Below are 23,531 nucleotides of genomic sequence, written 5' to 3' on the forward strand. Positions count from 1 at the left end.
CCTCACATCCGGAAGACGCCGAAGCCGTCGGCGCCGCGCACCGGGGCGTTGTGCACGGCTGACAGGCAGAGGCCGAGGACGGTACGGGTGTCCCGGGGGTCGATCACCCCGTCGTCGTAGAGGCGTCCGGAGAGGAAGAGCGCGCCGGACTGGGACTCGATCTGCTGCTCGACCATCATCCGCATGGCGGTGTCGGAATCCTCGTCGAACTCCTGGCCCCGGGCGGCGGCGGCCTGCCGGGCCACGATCGAGAGCACCCCGGCCAGCTGCGCCGGACCCATCACCGCCGACTTGGCGTTCGGCCAGGTGAAGAGGAACCGTGGCTCGTACGCCCGCCCGCACATGCCATAGTTGCCCGCGCCGTACGAGGCACCGAGGTTGACCGTCAGGTGCGGCACCTTCGAGTTCGACACCGCATTGATCATCAGGGCGCCGTGCTTGATGATTCCGCGCTGCTCGTAGGAGGTGCCGACCATGTAGCCGGTGGTGTTCTGGAGGAAGACCAGCGGGGTGTCGGCGGCGTTGGCGAGCTGGATGAACTGGGCCGCCTTCTGCGCCTCCTCGCTGAACAGCACGCCCCGGGCGTTGGCGAGCACGCCGACCGGGTAGCCGTGCAGCTCGCCCCAGCCGGTGACCAGCGCGCCGCCGTAGGCCGGTTTGAACTCGTCGAACTCGCTGCCGTCGAGCATTCGGGCGAGCACCTCACGCGGGTCGAACGGCACCCTGAGGTCGCCGCTGACGATGCCGAGCAACTCCTCCGGGTCGTACCTCGGTGGCCTAGCAAGCGCCGTGCGGGGCGGCGGGCCGTGCTTGCGCCAGTTCAGCCGGCGCACGCACTGCCGGGCCAGCCGGATGCCGTCGCGCTCGTCGGCGGCGAGGAAATCGGCGAGGCCACTTGTGGTGGCGTGCATGGCCGCGCCGCCGAGCGACTCGTCGTCGGCGTCCTCGCCGGTGGCCATCTTCACCAGCGGCGGCCCGGCCAGGTAGACCTGCGAACGTTCCCGGATCATGATGGTGAAGTCCGACATGCCGGGCACGTAGGCGCCACCGGCGGTGGCGTTGCCGAAAACCACGCTGACCGTGGGGATCTTCTCGGCCGAGAGCCGGGTCAGGTCGCGGAACACCCGGCCACCCGGGATGAATATCTCCGCCTGGGTGGGCAGGTCCGCGCCGGCCGACTCGACCAGGTTCACCATCGGCAGCCGGTTGGCCAGGGCGATCTCGCCGGCCCGCCGGGTCTTCGCCAGCGACCACGGGTTCACCGCGCCGCCGCGTACCGTCGGATCGTTGGCGACGACCAGGCACTCGACGCCCTCGACCACGCCGATCCCGGTCACCACGCTGGCCCCGACCGGAAAGTCCGTGCCGTACGCGGCCACCGGCGACAGCTCCAGGAACGGGCTGTCCGGGTCGAGCAGCAGCTCGATGCGTTCCCGGGGGAGCAGCTTGCCGCGCTTGTGGTGACGGGCCACGTACTTCTCCCCGCCGCCCGCGCGGGCCCGGTCGAGCGCGGCCGCCAACTCCGCGAGGCGTTCCAGCAGCGCCTCCCGGTTCGCCAGGTACTCCGGCGAGGCGGTGTCCACCTTGCTCCCCAGTGCGCTCACCGCTGCACACCCTCCTCCGCTGGCAGGTCGACCATCCGGGCGCGGAGCAGCTCGCCGAGGGCCTTGGCCTGCGGATCGAATCGGGTGGAGGCGGCCACCCCCGGTCCGAGCAGCCCTTCGATCACGAAGTTGACCGCCCGCAGGTTCGGCAACTCGTAGCGCCGCACGGTCAGCGGGGCGGTCTCCGGCAACAGCTCGGTCAGCCGATCCACGGTGAGCCACTCGCGCAGCCACGGCCAGGCCGCGTCGGTACGCGCCCAGACGCCGAGGTTCGCGTCGCCACCCTTGTCGCCCGACCGGGCCCCCACCACCTCGCCCAGCACCCCCCGCCGACTTGCGGGAAAGGAAGGGACCCTTGTTAACGCCGGGTGTAGTAAAGGGGCCCCCTCCAAACACCTCACCGGTGGTGGGGCGATCGGCACGCGGGAGCCGTCCGGCAGAACCGCGACGTGCGCGACGTCGCCCTGCGGCACGGTGTCGGCGGTGAAGACGCCGTACGGCGTCGCATCGCCGGGCGGCGTGGTGAGCGTGCAGCCCGGATAGGAGGCCAACGCCAGCTCCACCGCCGCCGCCGAGAACGCCCGCCCGGCCCGCGCCCGGTCGCCGTCGCGCAGGTGTACGTGCAGCAGCGCGCTTGCCGTCTCGGTGTCGGCGGCGTCCGGATGGTCGGTACGCGCCAGCGTGAACTCCAGCCCGTCCGGGCCGACCGACTCGGTCAGCTGCGCCCGGACCAGCGCGGCCTTGGCCGGGATGTCCAGCCCGCAGAGCACGAACGTCATCGAGTTGCGGAAACCGCCGAGGTTGTTGATGCCGACCTTCAGCGTCTCCGGTGGGGGCGTACCCCGGACGCCCGAGACCCGGACCCGGTCCGGCCCCTCCTGGGCGAGTGTCACCGTGTCCAACCGGGTCACCACGTCCGGCCCGAGGTACGCCGGCCCGCCCACCTCGTACAGCAGCTGGGCGGTGACCGTCTCGACGGTGACCGCGCCGCCGGTGCCCGGGTGCTTGGTGAGCACCGACGAGCCGTCCGGGTACAGCTCGGCGATCGGGAAACCGGGCCGGTGCCCGCCGTCGGGCAGCTCGGTGAAGAAGCTGAAGTTGCCGCCGGTCACCTGCGCGCCGCACTCGATCAGGTGTCCGGCGACGGTCGCCCCGGCCAGCGCGTCCAGGTCGTCACGTCCCCAGCCGAAGTGGGCGACGGCCGGGCCGACGACAAGCGAGGCGTCGGTGACCCGGCCGGTCACCACGACGTCGGCCCCGGCGTCGAGGCAGGCGGCGATGCCGAACGCGCCGAGGTACGCGTTGGCGGTGAGCGCGTCCGGCCTGGCGAGGGCGTCACCCTCGACGTACCCGACCCGCACGTCGAGCCCGAGCCGGTCGGCGAGTGACCGGACGGCGGCGGCCAGGCCGGCGGGGTTGAGGCCACCGGCGTTGGTGACGATCCGTACCCCCCGGTCCAGCGCGGCGCCGAGGGTGCCCTCCAGTTGCCGGAGGAAGGTCTTCGCGTACCCGAGGTCGGGATCGCGCATCCGGTCCCGGCCCAGGATGAGCATGGTCAGCTCGGCCAGGTAGTCGCCGGTCAACACGTCCAGCTCGCCGCCGTCGAGCATCTCCTGCCAGGCGGAGAAGCGGTCGCCGTAGAAGCCGGAGGCGTTGCCCACCCGCAGCCGTCTGCTGGTGTCGGCTCTCCGGCTCGGCCCGGTCATGCCGGTACCCCGCGTTCCGGGGCTCGGCCGTCGCCGGGCGGGCCGGCGAATGCCTGCGCCACATCCAGCCACTCGTCGGCGACCGGCCCGGTGGCGACCAGGGCCAGGTCGGCGCGGTGCCGGCGTTGCGTCACCAGCAGGCAGAAGTCGAGCGCCGGGCCGCTGACCAGGTCGGCCGCGTCCGGCGGGCCGAAGGCCCAGGTCCCGTCGCCGGTCGGTGCGGACAGCTCGACCCGGACCGGTGTCGTCGGCATCGGGCGGCCGTGGGCGGCGAAGCCGTGCCCGAGCGTACGGAAACCCAGGTACGCGATGTGTCGCAGCCGGGCCGTGGCCTGCCGGGTCACGCCGAGCGTGTCGGCCACGTCCCCGCCGTGCGCCCAGGTCTCCATGATCCGTGCGGTCACCATTGAGGCCGGTGACATCCGGGTGCCGTACCAGGGCAGCTTCTCCCCGGCCGGGGTGGCGGCGAGGGCCGCCGCGAGCGCCGACCGGCCGGTGCGCCAGCGGTCCAGCAACTCGGCCGGCGGGGCGAGGAACTCCTCCGCGCCCGCGTCGACCAGGCGGGACGGGTCCGGTGCGGAGGTGACCGTGGCGTAGAACGCCTCGGCGTCGGTCGCGGCGAGGTGAGCCACGTGGTCGGTCCAGGCCAGGTGGGCGATCTGATGGGCGATCGTCCACCCCGCCGCCGGGGTGGGCCGGCGCCACTCCTCCGCCGGCAGCGCCGCGACCAGCGCGTCGAGTTGGTCGGACTCGGCGTGCAGATCTGTGAGCAGGGCGGGCAGGTCGACCATGATTGCCTCCAGGCGGGTGGAGCGGTCAGGGCTCAGTGCCGATCGCTCCGGTCCGGCTCGTCGGCGGGTGTACGCAGGGCAGCGAGCTGGTGTTTCCAGGTGTGCAGCAGGGCGGCCCGGCGGGCCGAGTCGTCGCTTAGCAGGTTGGCCACGCCGAGCCCACGGAGCAGGTCGAGGGTTGCCTGCACCGCCTCGCGTACGCCGGGTCGCCGCTCGTCCACGCCGAGCAGGTCGATGGTCAGCCGGTACATCTCGCGGCCGATCCGGGCTTCGAGGGGCAGCAGGGCGGTGCGTAGCTCGGCGTCGGTGCGGGCGGCCACCCAGAGTTCGAGAGCGGCGACGAAGAGCGGCCCGGTGAAGGCGGCGGCGAGCAGGTCCACCACCCGGTCCAGTCGGTCGGGGCCGGTCGGCAGGGCCTCGGCCTCGACGCGCAGCTCCGCTGCCCGGCGCTCGGTGAGGTGCGCGACGGCGGCGGTGACCAGGGCGTTCTTGGTGGGGTAGTGGTGCAGTTGGGCACCCCGGGACACGCCGGCCCGGGTCGCCACGACCGTGGTGGTGGTGCCGGACCAGCCGTGCTCGACCAGGCACTCCACTGTCGCCTCCAGCAGCCGGGCCTGGGTGGCGCGGCTGCGTTCCTGTTGCGGGACGCGGGTCGATGCGGTCGGCACGGGCCCAGCCTGCCGCCCGCAAAACAAACAGTCAAGCCTGACTTTTTCTGACACCTCGGGGGCCCGGCGCGGCGAACCCAGGGCGGTGGGGTCGCCGGCCGGGGCGCGGGGTCAGCGACCGTCGCGGGGGCCGAAAGCGACAAGGGCGTCCACATCGCTGTTGCGGGACCGCAGGTACTCGTCGGCGAAGGCGGCGGCATCCGGGTAACCCGACGCGGCAGCCACCCGGGCACAGGCCGCGTCGATGTCGTACGCCGTCCGGCGCAGTTGGACGCCGGGGCCGAGCAGCGCCCACCAGGCACCCGCGCCGCCGTACGGCATGCCGACGCTGCCCGGGTTCACCACCAGCCGGCGATCGACCAGCCGGGTGAACGGCATGTGGGTGTGCCCGCAGACCACGGTGCCCACCTCGGCCGGTAGGCCGGCGAAGACCTCGGCCCAGCGGTCCAGCCGCGAGTCGACCAGCACGACCTCCTCGTCGTCCCGGGGCGTCGCGTGGCAGAACAGCACCTCGCCGAGACCGGCCACGGACAGCGTCACCGTACGCGGCAGCGCGGCCAGCCGCTCGACCTGGTCGGGCCGCAGCTGCCCGGCTGCCCAGTTCGACACGTCGATCGGGGACGGGCGGCCGGCCCGGGCCTCGACCAGCTCACGGTCGGCGTTGCCCCGGACCCAACGGGCCCGGTCACCGAGCGAGGCGAGCAGGTCCAGCACCTCGACCGGTTGCGGTCCGGCGGCGAGATCGCCGGTGAGCACGATCAGGTCGGCGGCGGCCACGTCCGGCTCGGCCAGAACGGCCTCCAGCGCCGGCAGCACGCCGTGAATGTCGGAGAGTACGGCGACGCGTTCGAGCATCACCCCAGCGTCCCGGCCGCCGGAGCACCGATCCAGCGTTTCTGCGCCAGGCAGACGGGCGGCACCCGCCCGAGGCGTGGCCACCGCCGCCGCGCTGCCGTCACCCGCACGCTCGACCGTGGTCCGGTCGTTGTGCGGGTGCGGGTGCGGGTGCGGGTCAGACCCGCGCGCGGCGGGCCAGGCGCTCCGGGTCGAGGATGATGATGCTCTTGCCGTCCAGCCGGAGCCAGCCGCGCGAGGCGAAGTCCGCGAGGGCCTTGTTGACCGTCTCGCGGGAGGCACCGACCAGCTGGGCGATCTCCTCCTGGGTCAGGTCGTGCGTCACCCGCAGCACGCCGCCGTCCCGGGTGCCGAAGCGGCCAGCCATCTGGAGCAGGTTCTTCGCGACCCGGCCGGGAACGTCGGTGAAGATCAGGTCGGCCAGCGCGTCGTTGGTCCGGCGCAGCCGGCGGGCGAGCACCCGCAACAGCTGCTCGGCGATCTCGGGCCGGTTGTTCAGCCACGGCCGCAGGGCCTGCTTGCGCAGTCGGGCCAGGCGGCTGTCGGTGACCGCGGTGGCGGTCGCCGTACGGGGGCCCGGGTCGAAGAGCGACAGCTCGCCGACCATGTCGGAAGGACCCATCACCGCAATCAGGTTCTGCCGGCCGTCCGCCGCTCGGCGGCCTACCTTGATCTTGCCGGACAGCAGGATGTAGAGGCTGTCGCCGGGCTCGCCTTCGTTGAATACGACCTCGCCCTTGCGGACCTCGATCGTCTCCATCTCCTTGGCGAGCGCCTCGGCTGCCTCCGGGTCGACTCCCTGGAAGATCCCGCTGCGGGCCAGTACCTCGTCCATCGCGCACCTCCGGTTACGCGTGCCGTCCGTCGGCGGGGTCTGCCGTCCGCTGATCCGTCGCGCGCCGACCAGTCTAGGCGCACGTGAGCAGGAATCGGAGGTGCACCCCGGGAATCTTGATCGTTGGACGTAACGTGTCCGTCGAGATCAACCGGTAACATCCCGCGCCGTCCCGATCCGCCCCGTCCGCCCTGGTAGGGGCATCCCCCGGGCCCTCGGGTCGGACACCGCCCCCGGTCGCCGGGGCGAGGGCAGCGCCGCCCGTCCTCGTCGGCGGCCATAGGGTGACCCCGTGCTGAGCGACCCCCTGTTGACCGAGCGCCACGAGGACGGGCGGGACATTCCGGTGCTCGTCTGGCGTGCCGGGCGTGCGCTGCGGGCGGTCAGTACGGCGCCGCTGGGCGGTGGGCTGGGCGTACGCCGCTGGGTGCTGAACGCGACAGTGCCGATGTCGTACGACCGGGACGACCCCGCCGAGCACCTGGCCGGCATGGCCCGCCGGCTCGGCCTCGACGGGCCCGGGGTGGGCCTGCTGACCGGGGTGGACGTCGGCGAGTTGGTGGCGCGGGCGGACGGCGGCGTGCGGGTCTGGGCCACCGTCGGGTTGGGCATCCCGGTGCCTGCGGCGGCCCCGGCCCAGGCGGTGCCGCAGCGGGTCGGCACGGTAAACATCGTGGCGTACGTCCCGGCCCGGTTGGGCGACGCGGCGCTTGTCAACGCCGTGGCGACGGCCACCGAGGCCAAGGCCCAGGCGATCGCGGAACTGGGTCTGCCCGGCACCGGCACCCCGACCGACGCGGTCACCGTGCTCTGCCCGCCGGACGGGCCGGTCTGCGACTACGGCGGTCCGCGCTCCACCTGGGGAGCGCCGCTCGCCCGGGCGGTGCACGCCGCGGTGCTCGCGGTCGGGACCGACACCGTCCCATGGTCGGATCGGCTGCCGGGCTGAACCTCCCCACCCGATCGGCCCTCGTGGCGGCGTTATCCGCCCGGTAGGGTCGCCCACGATGTACGCTGCCGTCCCTTCCCCGCCTAGATCCCGCCGGCCCGCCGTGGCCGCAGCTGGCGCGCTGCTCGTCGCGCTCCTGCTGGTCGGCTGCGCCGACACCGCCGAGCAGCCGATCTGGCAGCCCGGTGCGGGTGGGGGTGGCACCGCCGGACCGGTCGAGTCGAGCGCACCGGCACCCAAGCCGATCTCGCTCTCCGCCACCGGCGACATCGTGATGGCCATGGCGCCCAACCGGATGCCGCCGAACGACGGCAGGGGTTTCTTCGACTCGGTCAAGAAGGCGCTCGCCGCCGACCTGGTGATGGGCAACCTCGAAGAGCCGTTGACGGTGGACACCGGCACCGGCAAGTGCGGTGCCAACTCGACCCGCTGCTTCCAGTTCCGGGCCCCGCCGGAGTACGCCAAGCATCTGGCCGACGCCGGGTTCGACCTGCTCAACCAGGCGAACAACCACGGCAACGACTTCGGGCCGAAGGGGTACGAGAACACCCAGAAGGCCCTGGAGGAGCACGGTCTGGAGCACACCGGGGCGCCTGACCAGATCACCGTGGTCGACGTCAAGGGCGTCCAGGTGGCGGTCGCGGGCTTCTCCTCGTACGCCTGGTCGAACAGCCTGATCGACATCCCGGCCGCGAAGAAGGTGATCGCCAAGGCCGCCACCATGGCCGACATCGTGGTGGTGCAGGTGCACATGGGCGCCGAGGGGGCGGAGATGACCCGGGTCCGGCCGGGCACCGAGATGTTCCTCGGCGAGAACCGGGGCGACCCGATCAAGTTCTCCCGGGCGATGATCGACTCCGGGGCCGACCTGGTGGTCGGCCACGGCCCGCACGTGCTGCGCGGCATGGAGTTCTACAAGGGCCGACTGATCGCGTACAGCCTTGGCAACTTCGCCGGTGGCGGCAACTCGCTGAGCAACACCGGCCGGCTCGGCTGGGGCGGGGTGCTCAAGGTCAAACTCAACCCGGACGGCAGTTGGGCGAGCGGCTCCTTCGCCTCCACCTACATGAACGACGCCCGCAAGCCGACCATCGATCCCGACGACCGCGGCCTCGGGCTGCTCCGGGAGTTGACCAAGCTCGACTTTCCGGAGTCCGGCGCGCAGTTCGACGACTCCGGAAAGATCAGCCCGCCGGACGCCGACTGACGCCGACCGGGCCGACTGACGCGGGCCGGTCGCCGGGCCGACTGACGCCGACCGGGTCGCCGGGCCGGCGGAAGCGGACCGGGCCGACTGACGCCGACCGGCCGGCGGGCCGGCGGAAGAGTCGGGGCGACGACGTAGGCTGGCCGTCGTGACCAGAAGTGCCACCGAGACCGACCTCGGGCGGACCCGGCGGGCGCGGCGGATCGGCCGCGTGCTCGCCGAGACCCACCCCGACGCACACTGTGAGCTGAACCACTCCGGCCCGCTGGAGCTGGCCGTCGCCACCATCCTCTCGGCGCAGTGCACGGACAAGAAGGTCAACGAGGTCACGCCCAAGCTCTTCGCCCGCTATCCGACGGCGGCCGACTACGCGGGCGCGGACCGGGCCGAGCTGGAGGAGCTGATCCGGCCCACCGGCTTCTACCGCAACAAGACCAGCTCGCTGATCCAGCTCGGTCAGGCGCTCGTCGAGCGGTACGACGGTCGGGTGCCCGGCCGGCTGGTCGACCTGGTGACGCTGCCCGGGATCGGCCGCAAGACCGCCAACGTCATCCTCGGCAACGCCTTCGACGTGCCCGGCATCACCGTCGACACCCACTTCCAGCGGCTGGTGCAGCGCTGGCGGCTGACCACCGAGACGGATCCGGTCAAGATCGAGCACGCGATCGGGGCGATGTTCCCCAGACGCGACTGGACCATGCTGTCGCACCGGATCATCTTCCACGGCCGCCGGGTCTGCCATGCCCGCAAGCCCGCCTGCGGCGCGTGCACCCTGGCGAAGCTCTGCCCGTCGTACGGCACCGGGCCGATCGAGCCAGCCGCCGCGGCGAAGCTGCTCAAGGGCCCCCGCGCCCGCGACCTCGCATCCGCCGCCGGGGTGGACCCCGAACTCGTACCCGGACAGGCGGTCCGGGCGGAGGCACCATGATCCGCCGCCTCGCCCTGCTCTCCGTGTCGCTGGTACTGCTGGTCACCACCGGCTGCACCGCCGAGCCCGAGCCCGGTCCGCCCAGCCCGCAGGACGCGGCAGCCAGCCGGCCGTCGCCGTTCGAGGAGTGCACCGCCCTCACCGAAGGGCCGACCGCCACCGGTGCGTCCGGCGCTGCCGCTGGCGGTGACCTGCTGCCCGAGTTGACCCTCCCGTGCTTCACCGGCGGTGCTCCGATCGCCCTGCGGGAGGTAGCCGGTCCCGCTGTGATCAACATCTGGGCCTCCTGGTGTCCGCCCTGCCGCGAGGAACTGCCCGCCTTCCAGCGGCTCAGTCAGCGCAGCGAGGGGCAACTGCAGGTCATCGGAGTGAACACCCGGGACAGCCGCGAGGCCGCGCAGGCCATCGGCGAGGACTTCGGCGTACGGTTCCCGACGCTGTTCGACCAGGGGGAGGCGTTGCAGCGGGCGCTGCGTCGCAACGGGTTCCCGCTCACCATGTTCGTGGACGCGGACCGGCGGATCCGGCACATCGACACCTCGGGCGCGCTCGACGACGCCCGGCTCGCCGAACTCGTCCGGCAGCACCTCGGCATCACGGTGCCGGCGTGAGCGGTGCCGGCATGAGCCACGGCCGGGCGGCGAACGGCGGGCAGCGGCAGCCGCCGGCCTGGATGGTGCCGCTGCTGACCCGGCTCGGCACCGCGCGTCGCGAGGACTTCACTCAACTGCGCACCCCCGACCAGGGCGGCCGGGAGAGCGCCGTGCTGGTGCTGCTCGGTGAGCAGGCCGACACCGGCCCGGACGTACTGGTGCTCCAGCGTGCCGCGACGCTGCGCAACCACGCGGGCCAGCCGGCCTTCCCCGGCGGGGCCGCCGACCCGGAGGACGCCGACGCCGCCGCGACCGCGCTGCGCGAGGCGAACGAGGAGGTCGGCCTCGACCCGGCCAGCGTCACCCTGCTTACCGAGCTGCCGAGGCTGTGGATCCCGGTAAGCGACTTCGTGGTGACCCCCGTGATGGCGTGGTGGCACGCGCCACATCCGGTGCATCCCCGCCAACTGGCCGAGGTGGCGCACGTGGCTCGGCTACCGATCGCCGAACTGGTCGACCCGGAGAACCGGATGCAGGTACGACACCCAAGTGGCTGGGTCGGTCCCGCGTTCTCCGTACGCGGAATGCTGGTCTGGGGCTTCACCGCCGGAGTGCTGGCAGCGTTGCTGGACATGGGCGGCTGGAGCCGACCGTGGCCGCACGCACGAGTGCTCGACCTGCCGCCGGTCGCGGCGTCGCCGGCCCCGTCGGCCGGCACCGACGAGGTCGACGAGAGCGCGATCCGCTGATCCGACGGTCACCTTCCGCAAGCGGTCGTCATCCCGCGAGCAACCGGCCCGTACGCTTATCCCGTGTCGGCCGTGGATCTCGTTCTGCTGTTACTCATGCTCGTCTTCGCGATCAGCGGATACCGGCAGGGGTTCGTCATCGGGGTGCTCTCGTTCTCCGGGTTCTTCCTGGGCGCCCTGATCGGCCTCCAAATCGGGCCGATGTTCGCTCAGCAGTTCGTGGAGAGCGGCACCCGGGTGCTGATCTCACTGGTCGCCATCTTCGGCCTGGCCGTGGTCGGTCAGGCGCTCGCCGGTTGGCTCGGTTCCCACCTGCGCCGCACCATCGCCAGCGACGTGGGCCGGCGGATCGACGACGTCGGCGGCGCATTCGTCTCGCTCTTCGCGGTGCTCCTGGTCGCCTGGCTGGTCGCGGTACCGCTCGGCTCCTCGTCGTTGCCCTGGCTCGCCGCGTCGGTGAAGAACAGCGCGCTGCTGCGGACGGTGGACGCCGTCATGCCCGACCAGGCCCAGCAGCTGTCCCGAGCGCTGCGCAACACCGTCGACACAAACGGCTTCCCGGACGTCTTCGACGGTCTGCGACGTACCCAGGCCCGGCAGGTCGAGCCGCCCGACCCGGCCCTCGCCGGCTCCGAGGTGGTGGCCAACGGCAGGCAGTCGGTGGTGAAGGTGCTCGGCTCCGCGCCGAGCTGCTCCCGGCGGATCGAGGGCTCCGGCTTCGTGTACGCCGACGATCGGGTGATGACCAACGCGCACGTGGTCGCCGGCACCCGGTCGGTGGCGGTGGAACTGCGTGGCGACCGCTACGACGGTGAGGTCGTCGTCTACGACCCGGACCGGGACCTGGCCGTGCTCTACGTTCCCGGGCTACCCGGTCCGTCGATGCGGTTCGCCGCCGGCAACGCGGGCAGCGGCGCGGACGCCATCGTGCTCGGCTTCCCGCTCGACGGCCCGTACAACGCGCAGTCGGCCCGGATCCGGGACGTCGACCGGATCCCCGGCCCGAACATCTACTCGTCGGGGAACGTCACCCGGGAGATCTATACGATCCGGGCGTTGGTGCGTAGCGGCAACTCGGGCGGGCCGTTGGTCTCCTCAAACGGCCTGGTGCTCGGGGTGATCTTCGCGGCGGCGGCCGAAGACCCGAACACCGGCTTCGCGGTGACCGCCGCCGAGGCCCGTCCGGTGGCGTTGGAAGGGGCGCAGCGAACCCGCGGCGTGGGCACCGGCGACTGCACCTGACGCCGCACCGCGCGTCGGACCTCAGCCCTGCGGGGCGGGCGTCGGACCTGAGCCCTGCGGGGCGGGCACCGGACCTGAGCCCTGCGGGGCGGGTCCGCGACGCTCCCGTCCCGTCCGGGGCTGCCGGAAGAAGAGGGCGACAGCGGTGGCGACCACCGCCGTCCCGAGCAGCCAACCGGCAAGTACGTCACTGGTCCAGTGGACGCCGAGAGCGATCCGGCTGAACCCGGTGACCAGGGCGATCAGCAGTGCGCCCCCGAACACCGCCACCCGGGTCACCGGCCGGAGCGCAGCGAGTCGCCCGCCGGTCGGGGACAGGAACACCACCAGGAGCACGCCGGCGGCGAGCGCCGCGTTCAACGCGTGACCCGAAGGAAAGGCGAGCCCGGGTGCCTCCGCCACCGGGTCGGGCAGCGCCGGTCGTGAGCGGCCGACGAGCAGTTTGAGCAGCGGCCCGAGCAGACCACCGACGACCATCGTCGCGGTGACCCAGCCGGCGAGCCGCCGGGTGCCCCGGACGGCCAGCACGATCACCAGGATCAGGGCCGCGATCCGCAACGGCATCGGCGCGAAGGCGTCGGTCCAGAAATTCATCGCCCGGGTCCAGACCGGATGGTCGTGGGCGAAGTCGTTCAACCGCTCGGCCACCGCCACGTCCAGCCGGCGCAGTGGCGGCCAGTCGCCCAGTACCAGCGCGGCGAGCAGCGTGAACAGCGCGAGCGGCAGCAGCCCGACGGCGGGACGGGCCAACCAGGGCCCCCAGCGCCCCGACGATGGCGTCGCCCCGCCCCGGCGATCATGCCCGGCAGGGGCACGCTCAGTGCTCTTCACGCCGATCGTCGTACCCCAGGATTGGGCATCCGGCACCCGGGATCACCGAATTCGTCCGGCCGGCGCGTCAGCGGTGGGACTGCCGGAACCGGCGGACCATCAGCGCGGCACCGGTGAGCAGCGCAACGAAGATCGCCGAGCCGATCCAGAGCCGCTCCGTGCCGGCGTCGTCCGGCGTCCCGGCGGCCCGCGCCCGCCAGCGGGTCTCCTGATGCGGCCCGCTCAGGCCGAGCTGTTCGGCATCCGGGTCGTTCACCTGCGACAGGCTGGGCGCGGGACCGAATCCGCTCACCCCCGGCGAGTCGTTGTCGTCGAGCGGATTGTGGTGGACCAGCGGTACGTCGGCGGTGAGCGCCGCGATCGGGTCGACCAGGCCGTAGCCGAACCGGTCGTCCCGGCCGGTGGGACCGATGTCCTTGGCGGTGGCCAGCAGCCGGTTGACCACGTCCCCGGCGGACATCTGCGGATACCGGGACCGGATCAGGGCCGCGGTCGCGGCGACCAGCGGCGCGGCGAAGCTGGTGCCCTGCACCCGCCAGTAGCCGGACGGGGGGCGGGCGCCGACGAGACCGCTGGCCGGAGCGGTGAGGATGGTGGCCCGACCGGTGATCGCGCCGCTCCACAGGTTGTTGCTGTTGCGTTCCAGGCCGGAGACCGCGATCACGCCCGGCTCCCGGGCCGGGTACCAGACCTTCGCGTCCGGCGAGGTGGCGAGGTTGCCGGTGCAGGCGACCACCACCACGTCCCGGGCGAAGGCGTAGTCGATGGCAGCGGCCAGGGCGGGACTGTCACCACTGCCGCCGAGGGACAGGTTGATCACGCGCGCCCCGTTGTCGACCGCCCACCGTACGCCCTTGGCCACGATCAGGGCGTCGTCGTAGCGGTTCTCCTCGTCGAGGACCCGTACCGGCAGGATCCGGGCGTCCGGCGCCAGCCCGACCACGCCCTGCCGATCGTCGTTGCGCCCGGCGATCAGGCCGGCCACCGTGGTGCCGTGGCCGACGGGATCCGGCTCGGCCGCACCGCCCGGGGAGACCAGGTCGAGCCCGGGCAGCACCCGGCCGGCCAGGTCAGGATGGCGGCCGTCCACCCCGGAGTCGATGACGGCGACCGTCACGCCGCGTCCGGTCGACGTCCGCCAGGCGATCTCCGCGCCGAGTTTGTCGAGTTGCCACTGTTCGTCGCGGATCTGGTCGGCGCGTTCGGTGACGTCGCCGGGCGCGTACGCCACCGGCACGCCGGACGCGGGGAAGGTGACCGGCACGGCGGTGGCGGGTACGACCGCGACAGCGGCCGACAGCCCGGTGGCCGTCACCGCGAGCAGCACCCGGTGGGCGAACCGTCGGGGCCCGGACGGGCCGCCGTGCCGCATCCTGGTCACATTCTCAGCCATTCGTCGCAGGACACATGACGATCGGAGATTACCGGTTCCGTCCCGGTTTCAGGGACGTTCCGTGGACTCCGCGTCACTGTGGCGGCAGGTGGGCCAGCTGGACCAGGCGTACGCCCTCGCGTCGGGTGAGGAGTCGCCCGCGTCCGGGCGGCAGTGGACCGGGCCGCACCGCGCCGAGCAGCGCACCCTCCTCCGGGCTGCCCGACATCACCAGGCCCGAGGTGGACAGTTCGCGTAACCGCTGCACGACCGGCTCGTACTGGGCCCGACCGGCACCGCCGGCACGGCGCACCAGCACCAGGTGCAACCCGATGTCGCGGGCCTGCGGCAGATGCTCCTCCAGCGCCCGCAGCGGGTTGGCCGGCCCGCTGGCGACCAGGTCGTAGTCGTCGACCAGGACGAACAGCTCCGGCCCGGACCACCACGACCGGTCGCGCAACTGCGCCGGGCTGACCTCCTGGCCCGGGATCCGGCCCTGCATGTAGCCAGCGGCCGACTCGACCAGTTCGGCGGTGTGCGCGGCGGCGGTGCCGTAGCCGATCAGGTGCGGCGTCTCGATGGCACCGAGCAGGCTGCGCCGGTAGTCCACCAGGATCACCCGAGCCTGCTCCGGGGTGAACCGGGTGATGATCGAGGTGGCCAGGGCGCGCAGGAACGACGACTTGCCGCACTCGGCGTCGCCGTAGACCACGAAGTGCGGCTCGGTGGCGAAGTCGAGAACGACCGGGCGCAGGTCCGCCTCGGCGATACCGACCGGAATCCGCAGCCCGGTGGTGGCGTCGAGGTCGAGATCGGCGTACGGCAGCACGGCTGGAAGCCGCCGTACCCGTGGGGCGACCGGCCCGGACCATGCCTCGCTGGCCCGCCGTACCAGTCCGGCCGGGTCCGCCCCGGTGGTGCGCGGCAGCGCGGTGAGGAAGTGCAGGCTCTCGGCGGTTATGCCGCGCCCCGGCCGCTGCTCCGGTACGTCGACCGCGGCCCGTCGGGCGACCAGCGAGTCGGACGGGTCACCGAGGCGCAGTTCCAGCCGGGAACCGAAGAGGTCCCGGATGGCCGGGCGGAAGTCCAGCCAGCGCACCGCGCTCGCCACCACGTGCAGCCCGTACGACAGGCCACGGGTGGCGAGGTCGGTGATCAGCGGTTCGAGATCGTCGTACTCCCCGCGCAGGGTGGCCCACCCGTCGACGACGAGGAACACGTCACCGAACAGGTCGTCGCCGGGCTCACCGGCACGGGCCTGAGCGGCCCGACGACGACGCCAGGCGGCGATCGACTCCACTCCGGCCTCGGCGAAGGTGCGTTCCCGTTCGGCAAGCAGAGTGGCCATCTCACCCACGGTGCGCCGTACACCGGTGGGATCGGACCGTCCGGTGACCCCGCCGACCTGGGGCAGGTCGCGCAGCGCGGCCAGCCCGCCGCCGCCGAAGTCGAGACAGTAGACCTGCACCTCGGTCGGGGTGTGGGTGAGCGCCAGCGCGCAGATCAGCGTGCGGAGCGCGGTGGACTTGCCGCTCTGCGTGCCGCCGACGACCGCGACGTGGCCCGCCGCGCCGTCCAGCGCCAGCCAGAGCACGTCGCGGCGCTGCTCGTACGGCTTGTCGACGATGGCCACCGGCACCTGCAACGCCCCGTGCAATTCGGGGTTTCCGAAGGTCAGCCCGCGGGCCGGGGCCACCACGAGCGGCCCGACCAACTCGTCAAGCGTGGGTGCGCCGTCCAGCGGGGGCAGCCACACCTGGTGGGCCGGTGGCCCCTGCCCGGCGAGCCGGCCGACCATCAGGTCCAGCAGGTTCTGCTGGCCGGTTTCCTCGTCCTGCTCGGCCACGGGCGCGGGTGGTGGTTTCGGGACGGGCGTGAAATGGGTGGAGAAGGTGAGCAGCCGCGGTCGGCCGGGGCCGGCCGCGCCGGCCCCCGCGCCGCGCCGACGCACCGGGCCGGAGACGTAGGCGGTCTTGAACCGCAGCAGCGGCTCGGTGCCGAAGCGCAGGTAGCCGTGCCCCGGCGAGCGGGGCAACTGGTGGGCGTCCGGCACCCCGAGCACCGTCCGGGACTCCAGCGCGGAGAAGGTCCGCAACCCGATCCGGTACGACAGGTGGGTGTCCAGCCCGCGCAGCCGGCCCTCCTCCAACCGCTGCGAGGCCAGCAGCAGGTGTACGCCGAGCGACCGGCCCAACCGGCCGATCTGCACGAACAGGTCGATGAAGTCGGGCTTGGCCGACAGCAGCTCCGAGAACTCGTCGCAGATCAGCAGCAGTGACGGCAGCGGCGCCAGCGGGCTGCCCGCCGCCCGGGCCCGCTCGTAGTCGCGCAGGCTGGCGAAGTTGCCGGCCCGACGCAGCAGTTCCTGCCGGCGGACCAGCTCGCCGTTGATCGCGTCGACCATGCGGTCGACCAGGGGCAGCGCGTCGGCCAGGTTGGTGATCACCGCGGCGGTGTGCGGCAGCCGGTCGAAGGAGGCGAACGTCGCCCCGCCCTTGAAGTCGATCAGCACGAAGTTGAGCTGCTCCGAGGCGTGGCTGGCGGCCAGCCCGAGCACGAGCGTACGCAGCAGCTCGGACTTGCCGGAGCCGGTGGCGCCGATCAGCAGGCCGTGTGGGCCCATGCCGTCCTGGGCCGACTCCTTGAGATCCAGCTCGACCGCGCCGCCGTCCACACCGACGCCGATGGGTACCCGCAGTCGCTCGCGTGCCGACCGGGGGACCCAGCCCTGCTCGGCGGTGAAGTTCTCCGGGTCGCCGATGCCGAGCAGTTCCGGCAGGCCCGGCTCGGTGCCGGGGGCCGCGTCCGCGCTGCGGGTGGCGGCGGCCAGGCGCAACGGTGCCAGCCGCCGGGCCACCGCCTCGGCCTCGGTGACCTCAAGCGTGTCGGCGGTGCCCACCTCTGCGGGGCCCTCCGCCGAGTGTGAACGCAGCCGGCCGCCGCGCAGCTCCAGCAGGAGCGCGAAGCGGTCGAGCAGCCGGGGTGGCGGGGTGCCCAGATCGATCAGGGTGACCGCGTCGATGCCGCCGTCCCCGGCCAGTTCGGTGGCGCCGGTCAGGTCGCCGCCGTCCAGGACGATCACCAGGTGCGGCCCGTCGGTGGCGGGCCCGGCCGGGCTGAACCGCGACCGGCTGGCGAGCACCTCGTCGAGCAGGCGTTCCAGCTCCACCGCCGAACTGGTCACCAGCCGCACCGGGCCGAGCGCGTCGACGCGGGTCGGATGCTGGGCGTGCGGCAGCCACTTGACCCACTCCCAGGCGCTGCGCCGTTCCGGCCCGGCGCAGACGGCGACGAGCAGCTCGTCCGGGGCGTGGAAGACCGCGAGCTGGGTGAGCATCGCGCGGACCAGCGCCTGGGCGTCCGGCGAACCGGTCGGAGCGCTCGACGTGCCGCGGACGAAGATCCGCGCGAAGCTGCGCAGCGAGACGGCCACCGGCAGGTCGGGCACCACGGAGTACGCGTCGAGGAAGCGGCGCAGCGCGCCGGCCGTCATCGGTTCCAGCTCCTCCAGCGGGCGGGTGACCGGCGGGACCAGCGGGGTGGCCAGGGTCTGCGGTCCGACCGCGACCCGGACCACCGCGAAGTCCGGGTCGGCCGGACGCCGCTCCCAGACCCGGTGGCTGTCCACCGTCGACCAGAGCAGCGCCGGATCCGGATGCCGGTAGAAGAGGCCGGCCCGCTGCCGGGTCGCGGTCTGCCGGACCTGGCGGCGCAGCGTCGTGAGGTGCCGCAGGTACTCCCGGCGGGCCGCCATCATCTCGGATTTCTTCGGGCTGCCCGAGGCGCTGCCCCAGCTGGTCACCAGCATGGCCAGTGAGGAGAGGCCGAACATGCCCCCGACGACGTATGAGTAGGCGCCGCCGCCCCGGCCGAACATCATCGCCATCGCGACCGTGCCGCCGAGCATCGGCAGCACCATAAGCATCTGGTGCCAGCGTCCGCCGGTGCCGGTTGGGATCTCGGGCGGCGCCTCGACCGGCAGTTCACCTGCGGGAATCTGCGGTGCGGGACGCCGCGGTGGCCGCCGGATGACGACAGTGGACACTCGACCTCCTGACCGCGCTCGGTAACCCGAACCTGGCTCATCGTAGGTAAAGTCCTCTCGTCCGCGCAGCCGTCACCCCGCTCGATATGGAGATCGATCGATGAAAATCGGGCTGGCCCGGGTCACGGTCAATGCCCCGCAGCGGCGGGTGGACGTGGCCCTGCCGGAGCAGGTTCCGCTCGTCGAACTGCTGCCCGAGGTGCTGCGCCACGTCGGCGTCGGGCTCGCCGACGATGGTGAACGGCACGGCGGCTGGGTGCTGCGGCGCTCCGACGGCAGCGTGCTGGTGACCGCGCAGACCCTGCTGGCCCAGGGCGTCCGCGACGGCGAGGTGCTGCACCTGGTGCCGGCCCGCGCCGAATGGCCCGAACTGGAGTACGACGACGTGGTGGAGGCGATCGTCGACGGCGCGCGCCGGCGTGGCGGCGCCTGGTCGCCTGACGCCACCCGGGCCGCTGCGCTGGGCGGTGCCGCCGTCCCGCTCGCCGTCGGCCTGCTCGCCCTGCTCGTGCCGGGGCCGGGCCTGGCGGCCGGCTGGCTGGCCGCGACCGGCGCGGCGGTGCTGCTGGTGCTGGCCGGCACGGTGCTGTCCCGGGCCCAGGGCGACGGCCCGGCCGGGGCGACGGTCGGCGGTTACGCCCTGCCGTACGCGGCCACGGCCGGTGCGCTCGCCGTCAGCTCGGGTGACCCGGTCGGACCGCTCGCCCCACTGCGCTGGATCGGCGCCGCCGAGCTGCTGGCCGGTTCAGCGGCGCTGCTGCTGATCTCGGTAGTCGGGTTGCTCGGGGTGGCGACCCGACTACGGATCTTCGTGGCCGGGGCGGCGGTGGGTGCGGTCGGCGTCCCGGCCGCGCTCGGCGCCCTGCTGCTCGGTTCGGCCGGCACGGCGGCCGTGCTGCTCTGCGTGCTGCCCTTCGCGATCGGGGCGATCCCGCTGCTGGCCATCCGGCTGGGCAAGGTGCCACTGCCGCCGATCACCCTGCCCACCGGCGCACCGGACGACCCGGATCGGGCCCGCGACCTGCCGGACCGGGGACGGGTGTACGCGGCGGTGGCCCGCACCGAGGAGATGCTGACCGGGATGCTCATCGCACACGGGGTGCTGGCCGTGATCGCGGCGGTGGTGCTGACGGTCACCGGTGGCACCGCCAGCCGGCTGCTCGTCGCGGTCTCCGCCGCGGTGCTGCTGCTGCGGGCCCGGCTCTTCGCGGCGGTACGGCACCGGGTGCCCCTGGTCCTCGCCGGCTCGGTCGGGTACGCGGTCCTCGGCGCGGTACTCGCCGCGCGGAGCGGCCCGACCGGTCAGCTCGTCCTGACCGTCGGCGGGCTGCTGGTCGCCCTGGTGGTGGTGGCCAGCGGCAGCACGTACGCCCGCCGGCCGGTCTCCCCGTACCTGGGCCGGCTCGCCGACCTAACCGACACCGCCCTTGTGGTTTCCGTGGTGCCGATCGCCTGTGCGGTGCTCGGCCTCTACGAACGGGCCCAGGGTCTGCTCGGTTGAGCGGCCCTCGGGCCCGTCGAGACGTCAGGTCAGTGGCTGGATCCGTCGCGCTCCGCGGCCTCCCGGGCCCGCCGGTACGACGCCTGGATCTCGGCCTCGGCCTCGGTACGCCCGACCCAGGTCGCGCCCTCGACCGACTTGCCCGGCTCCAGGTCCTTGTACACCTCGAAGAAGTGCTGGATCTCCAGCCGATCGAACTCGCCGAGGTGGTGGATGTCGCGCAGGTGCTCCTGCCGAGGGTCCTCGTACGGCACGCAGAGGACCTTGTCGTCGCCGCCCTTCTCGTCCGTCATCCGGAACATGCCGATGGTGCGGCACCGGATCAGGCAACCCGGGAAGGTCGGCTCGGGTACCAGTACCAGGGCGTCCAGCGGGTCGCCGTCCTCACCCAGCGTGCCCTCGATGAAGCCGTAGTCCGCCGGGTACTGGGTGGAGGTGAAGAGCGTGCGGTCCAGCCGGATCCGGCCGGTCACGTGGTCCACCTCGTACTTGTTGCGGTGACCCTTCGGGATCTCAACCGTGACGTCGAAATCCATCTGCACGCTCCCTCGTTCGCCCACGCTGGCTTGATGCCGAACCGGCGGCCGAGCCCCCGGGCAGGCGAATGCTCACCCACCGACACCGGCCGCCGCATAGTCTTCGGACCGAAGTAGTGTCACCCAGGCCGGTTCCAGACGGGGAGGAGGGGGTCGTGGGGAGGGAAGACTCACACTACCGTCCCGGCGGTGCCGGCGAGGGCGGCACCGGCCAGCCACCCGCGAAGCCGGCGACCGGACGGGTGCCGGTACCGGATGCGCAGGCCCTCCGGCCGCAATCCCCGGTCCCGCCCGCCCCGCCACCTGCCGGCCGGCCCGCCTTTCCCGCCGCGGGCGCGACGCATCCGATGGGGCCAGCCGCACCTACCGGCGCTGCGGGGGAGACCTCGGCTACCGGCACGGCCCCGGCCTCCGGGCCGAAACCGCCCGCCGATCCGGTCGCGCCGCCCTCCCGGTCCGCGGCGCGTCGGCGGCTGCCGCTGGTGCTTGCCGCCGTGCTGGTGCTCGTCCTGGTCACGGTCGGGCTGGTGGTGGTGCGTCCCGGGCCGGTAGGGCGCTGGCTGGGCGACGGCGCCGCCGGGACCGCGGCCACCGAGCCGCCCGACCCCTCACCGGTCGCGGTGCTGGCCACCGCCGACATCGGTGCACCGATGCCCACTTCAGCGGGGCTGCGAGCCGTGCTCGAACCACTTGTCGACGACGCCGCCCTCGGCGATCGGGTGAACCTGGCGGTGGCCGACGCGCTGACCGGGCAGTCGCTCTTCGACCAGGGCGGTGGCGAGGGCACCGTGCCGGCCTCGGTGACCAAGTTGCTTACCGCGGTGACCGCGCTGACCGCCCGTGGTCCCGGCTACCGGATCCCGACCCGGGCGGTGGCCGGCCCGGAACCGGGCGAGGTGGTGATCGTCGGCGCCGGCGACCCGACCCTGGCCGCCGACGCCAAGGGCTTCTACCCGGGGGCCGCCAGCCTGGCAGAGCTCGCCGAGCAGGTGCGCACGGCGTTGGGCGGCACGGCGCCGACCCGGGTGCTCGTCGACTCGTCGCTCTACCCGGGCCCGGTGCACGGGCCGGGCTGGGACGACGACATTCCCACCGGTGGCTACGGTGCCGCGATCACCGCGTTGATGGTCGACGGCGCGCGCAAGGACCCCAAGGCCGGCCAGGGTTGGGCCGAGCGGGTCCCCCAGCCGGAACTCGCCGCTGGCCGGGCCTTCGCCCGCCTGCTCGGCGTACCGGAGGAGACCGTGCGGCAGGGCAGCGCTCCGGCGGCACCGACCGAGACGACCGGTACGCCGGCCGGGAGCGTCGAGCCCGGCGCGGAACTGGGCGTGGTGCAGTCCCCACCCCTGATCCGGCTGGTCGACATCATGATCAGCGAGAGCGACAACGTTGTCGCCGAGGCACTGGCCCGGCAGGTCGCGCTGGCCCGGGAGCGGCCCGCCTCGTTCGCCGGTGCCGCCGAGGCCATGACCGACGTGCTCGCTGAACTGGGCCTGCCGACCGACGGCACCAGGCTCGCCGACGGTAGCGGCCTGTCCCGCACGAACCTGGTCAGTCCGACGCTGCTGACCGAGTTGCTGGCGCTCGCGGCCAGCCCGGACCGGCCCGAACTCGGCGGTGTCTTCAGCGGGCTTCCGGTCGGCGGCTGGTCCGGCACGCTGCGCGACCGCTACGGCTCGACACCGGGCACGGCCGCCGGCGCCGGGGTGGTCCGCGCCAAGACGGGCACGTTGACCAGGGTGCACGCCATCGCCGGGGTGGTCACCACGGCCGAAGGTCGGCTGCTCACCTTTGCCGTGCTCACCGATCAGGTTCCGCCGGACGGGATGGAGCCCGCCCGGGCGGCGCTCGACCGGATCGCGGCGGCCCTCGCCAGCTGCGGCTGCCACTGAACGGCGGCTGCGGCTGCCACTGAACGGTGGCCCTCGCCAGCTGCGGCTGCCACTGAGCGAGGCGGGGAAACCCTCCTTCCGGGCCCGCCGACCTCTCCGGGCCGGCCGGCGAGCCCGGATGGGGTGTCGCCGCGCGGGTACCGTGGGTCGCATGGCGCAGTTCGTGGACTGGGATCTGGCCGTCGCGACCGCGGGGGCTCTGGGTAAGTCGGGCCCCCGGGTGTCGTACCCGGAGGCCACCGAGGTGGTCGCGGACCTGCGCCGGCTGACCGACGAGGCAGCCGGGCACGTGGCCGAGTACACCGGGTTGACCGCACAGGTGACGCACCCGCCGGTGCGGGTGGTCGACCGGCGGGACTGGGCGGCGACAAACATCGCCGGCCTGCGTGAGGTGATCACGCCGCTGGTCGGCCGGCTCACCAGCGAGAAGCAGCCCGGCGCGTTGGCCGAGGCGGTCGGCTCCCGGGTCACCGGGGTGCAGGCGGGCACCGTGCTGGCGTACCTGTCGGGACGGGTACTCGGCCAGTACGAGGTCTTCTCCACCGACCCGGGGCAGTTGCTGCTCGTCGCGCCGAACATCGTCGAGGTGGAGCGCAAGCTGGGCGCCGATCCGCGCGACTTCCGGCTCTGGGTCTGCCTGCACGAGGTGACCCACCGGACGCAGTTCACCGCCGTGCCGTGGATGCGGGCGTACTTCCTCGGTGAGGTGCAGGCGTTCGTGGACGCCGGGCAGGGCAGCGAACATCTGCTGGATCGGCTGCGCCGGGGCGTGGGCACCCTCGCCGACGTGGTCCGCAACCCGCAGAGCCGGTCCAGCGTCCTGGACATCGTGCAGACGCCCGGTCAGCGGGCGGTGCTCGACCGGCTGACCGCGCTGATGACCCTGCTGGAGGGGCACGCCGAGTTCGTGATGGACGGCGTCGGCCCGCAGGTGATCCCGAGCGTGGAGCGGATCCGGGCCGGGTTCAACCGGCGTCGGGAGGCCGGCAACCCGGTGGAGAAGGCGGTCCGCCGGCTGATCGGCATCGACGTGAAGATGCGGCAGTACGCGGAGGGCCGCAAGTTCGTGCACGCGGTGGTCGACCGGGTCGGTATGGCCGGTTTCAACCGGGTCTTCGAATCGCCGTTGACCCTGCCCCGGCTCTCCGAACTGAGTGAGCCGGACGCCTGGGTGGCGCGGGTGCACGGACCGGTCGGCCCGGTGCCGGCCGGCGGCTGAGTACGGCG

At 73.2% G+C, this 23,531-nt stretch carries 19 protein-coding genes; 9 read left to right on the plus strand and 10 right to left on the minus strand.

The window, feature by feature from the left end:
* Positions 1–2: 2 nt before the first annotated feature.
* From AC507J_RS08075 to AC507J_RS08100, 6 genes are all read right to left on the minus strand, one after another.
* Entirely contained in the window at positions 3–1,604 is a 1,602-nt protein-coding gene (locus tag AC507J_RS08075; RefSeq protein ID WP_496288441.1) for an acyl-CoA carboxylase subunit beta, read from the minus strand.
* Entirely contained in the window at positions 1,601–3,310 is a 1,710-nt protein-coding gene (locus AC507J_RS08080; protein WP_496288442.1) for an acyclic terpene utilization AtuA family protein, read from the minus strand. The genes AC507J_RS08075 and AC507J_RS08080 overlap by 4 nt, the downstream gene beginning before the upstream one ends.
* On the minus strand, positions 3,307–4,101 hold the full coding sequence (locus tag AC507J_RS08085) for a TIGR03084 family metal-binding protein (RefSeq protein ID WP_496288443.1): 795 nt from the start codon (positions 4,099–4,101) through the stop codon (positions 3,307–3,309). The genes AC507J_RS08080 and AC507J_RS08085 overlap by 4 nt, the downstream gene beginning before the upstream one ends.
* 32 nt (positions 4,102–4,133) lie before the next feature.
* The gene (locus AC507J_RS08090) at positions 4,134–4,769 is read right to left on the minus strand and encodes a TetR/AcrR family transcriptional regulator (protein WP_496288444.1); all 636 of its coding nucleotides are present in this window, start codon (positions 4,767–4,769) and stop codon (positions 4,134–4,136) included.
* A gap of 111 nt (positions 4,770–4,880) precedes the next feature.
* Positions 4,881–5,624 carry a metallophosphoesterase family protein gene (locus tag AC507J_RS08095; RefSeq protein WP_496288445.1) on the minus strand — a complete coding sequence of 248 codons (744 nt, stop codon included), beginning with the start codon at positions 5,622–5,624 and terminating at the stop codon, positions 4,881–4,883.
* A 157-nt stretch (positions 5,625–5,781) separates the two neighbouring features.
* Entirely contained in the window at positions 5,782–6,459 is a 678-nt protein-coding gene (locus AC507J_RS08100; RefSeq protein ID WP_013736306.1) for a Crp/Fnr family transcriptional regulator, read from the minus strand.
* 292 nt (positions 6,460–6,751) lie between these two features.
* Between AC507J_RS08100 and AC507J_RS08105 the strand changes: the two genes are divergently transcribed.
* From AC507J_RS08105 to AC507J_RS08130, 6 genes are all read left to right on the plus strand, one after another.
* A complete protein-coding gene (locus AC507J_RS08105) occupies positions 6,752–7,408 on the plus strand; it encodes an adenosylcobinamide amidohydrolase (protein ID WP_496288446.1) in 657 nt (218 codons plus the stop codon).
* 58 nt (positions 7,409–7,466) lie between these two features.
* Complete coding sequence (locus AC507J_RS08110; RefSeq protein ID WP_496288447.1) at positions 7,467–8,615, plus strand: CapA family protein; 1,149 nt, start codon at positions 7,467–7,469, stop codon at positions 8,613–8,615.
* 148 nt (positions 8,616–8,763) lie between these two features.
* Positions 8,764–9,543 carry an endonuclease III gene (nth, locus tag AC507J_RS08115; RefSeq protein WP_496288448.1) on the plus strand — a complete coding sequence of 260 codons (780 nt, stop codon included), beginning with the start codon at positions 8,764–8,766 and terminating at the stop codon, positions 9,541–9,543.
* Positions 9,540–10,154, plus strand: a complete 615-nt coding sequence (locus tag AC507J_RS08120) for a TlpA family protein disulfide reductase (protein ID WP_496288449.1) — start codon at positions 9,540–9,542, stop codon at positions 10,152–10,154. The genes nth and AC507J_RS08120 overlap by 4 nt, the downstream gene beginning before the upstream one ends.
* 11 nt (positions 10,155–10,165) lie before the next feature.
* Positions 10,166–10,885, plus strand: a complete 720-nt coding sequence (locus AC507J_RS08125) for an NUDIX hydrolase (RefSeq protein WP_496288543.1) — start codon at positions 10,166–10,168, stop codon at positions 10,883–10,885.
* A gap of 63 nt (positions 10,886–10,948) precedes the next feature.
* Complete coding sequence (locus tag AC507J_RS08130) at positions 10,949–12,127, plus strand: MarP family serine protease (protein WP_496288450.1); 1,179 nt, start codon at positions 10,949–10,951, stop codon at positions 12,125–12,127.
* 21 nt (positions 12,128–12,148) lie between these two features.
* Here the strand turns inward: AC507J_RS08130 and AC507J_RS08135 are convergent, their stop codons facing one another.
* From AC507J_RS08135 to eccCa, 3 genes are all read right to left on the minus strand, one after another.
* Complete coding sequence (locus tag AC507J_RS08135) at positions 12,149–12,877, minus strand: phosphatase PAP2 family protein (protein ID WP_496288544.1); 729 nt, start codon at positions 12,875–12,877, stop codon at positions 12,149–12,151.
* Between the two features lie 148 nt (positions 12,878–13,025).
* Positions 13,026–14,351 (minus strand): type VII secretion-associated serine protease mycosin, encoded by a 1,326-nt coding sequence (gene mycP / locus AC507J_RS08140; RefSeq protein WP_496288451.1) that lies wholly within the window; start codon positions 14,349–14,351, stop codon positions 13,026–13,028.
* A gap of 73 nt (positions 14,352–14,424) precedes the next feature.
* Positions 14,425–18,375 carry a type VII secretion protein EccCa gene (gene eccCa, locus AC507J_RS08145; RefSeq protein WP_496288452.1) on the minus strand — a complete coding sequence of 1,317 codons (3,951 nt, stop codon included), beginning with the start codon at positions 18,373–18,375 and terminating at the stop codon, positions 14,425–14,427.
* Between the two features lie 100 nt (positions 18,376–18,475).
* On the opposite strand from eccCa, the gene eccD reads away from it, so the two are divergent.
* Positions 18,476–19,876: a type VII secretion integral membrane protein EccD gene (gene eccD, locus AC507J_RS08150; RefSeq protein WP_496288453.1), complete on the plus strand. Its 1,401-nt coding sequence runs from the start codon at positions 18,476–18,478 to the stop codon at positions 19,874–19,876.
* Positions 19,877–19,905: 29 nt separating this feature from the next.
* Here the strand turns inward: eccD and AC507J_RS08155 are convergent, their stop codons facing one another.
* Positions 19,906–20,412 (minus strand): inorganic diphosphatase, encoded by a 507-nt coding sequence (locus tag AC507J_RS08155; RefSeq protein ID WP_496288454.1) that lies wholly within the window; start codon positions 20,410–20,412, stop codon positions 19,906–19,908.
* Positions 20,413–20,567: 155 nt separating this feature from the next.
* Between AC507J_RS08155 and dacB the strand changes: the two genes are divergently transcribed.
* Both dacB and AC507J_RS08165 read left to right on the plus strand, forming a co-directional pair.
* A complete protein-coding gene (gene dacB / locus AC507J_RS08160; RefSeq protein WP_496288455.1) occupies positions 20,568–22,304 on the plus strand; it encodes a D-alanyl-D-alanine carboxypeptidase/D-alanyl-D-alanine endopeptidase in 1,737 nt (578 codons plus the stop codon).
* Between the two features lie 151 nt (positions 22,305–22,455).
* On the plus strand, positions 22,456–23,523 hold the full coding sequence (locus AC507J_RS08165; RefSeq protein ID WP_496288456.1) for a zinc-dependent metalloprotease: 1,068 nt from the start codon (positions 22,456–22,458) through the stop codon (positions 23,521–23,523).
* Positions 23,524–23,531: the final 8 nt, after the last annotated feature.

This window comes from Micromonospora sp. PRAS1, from assembly GCF_059553435.1.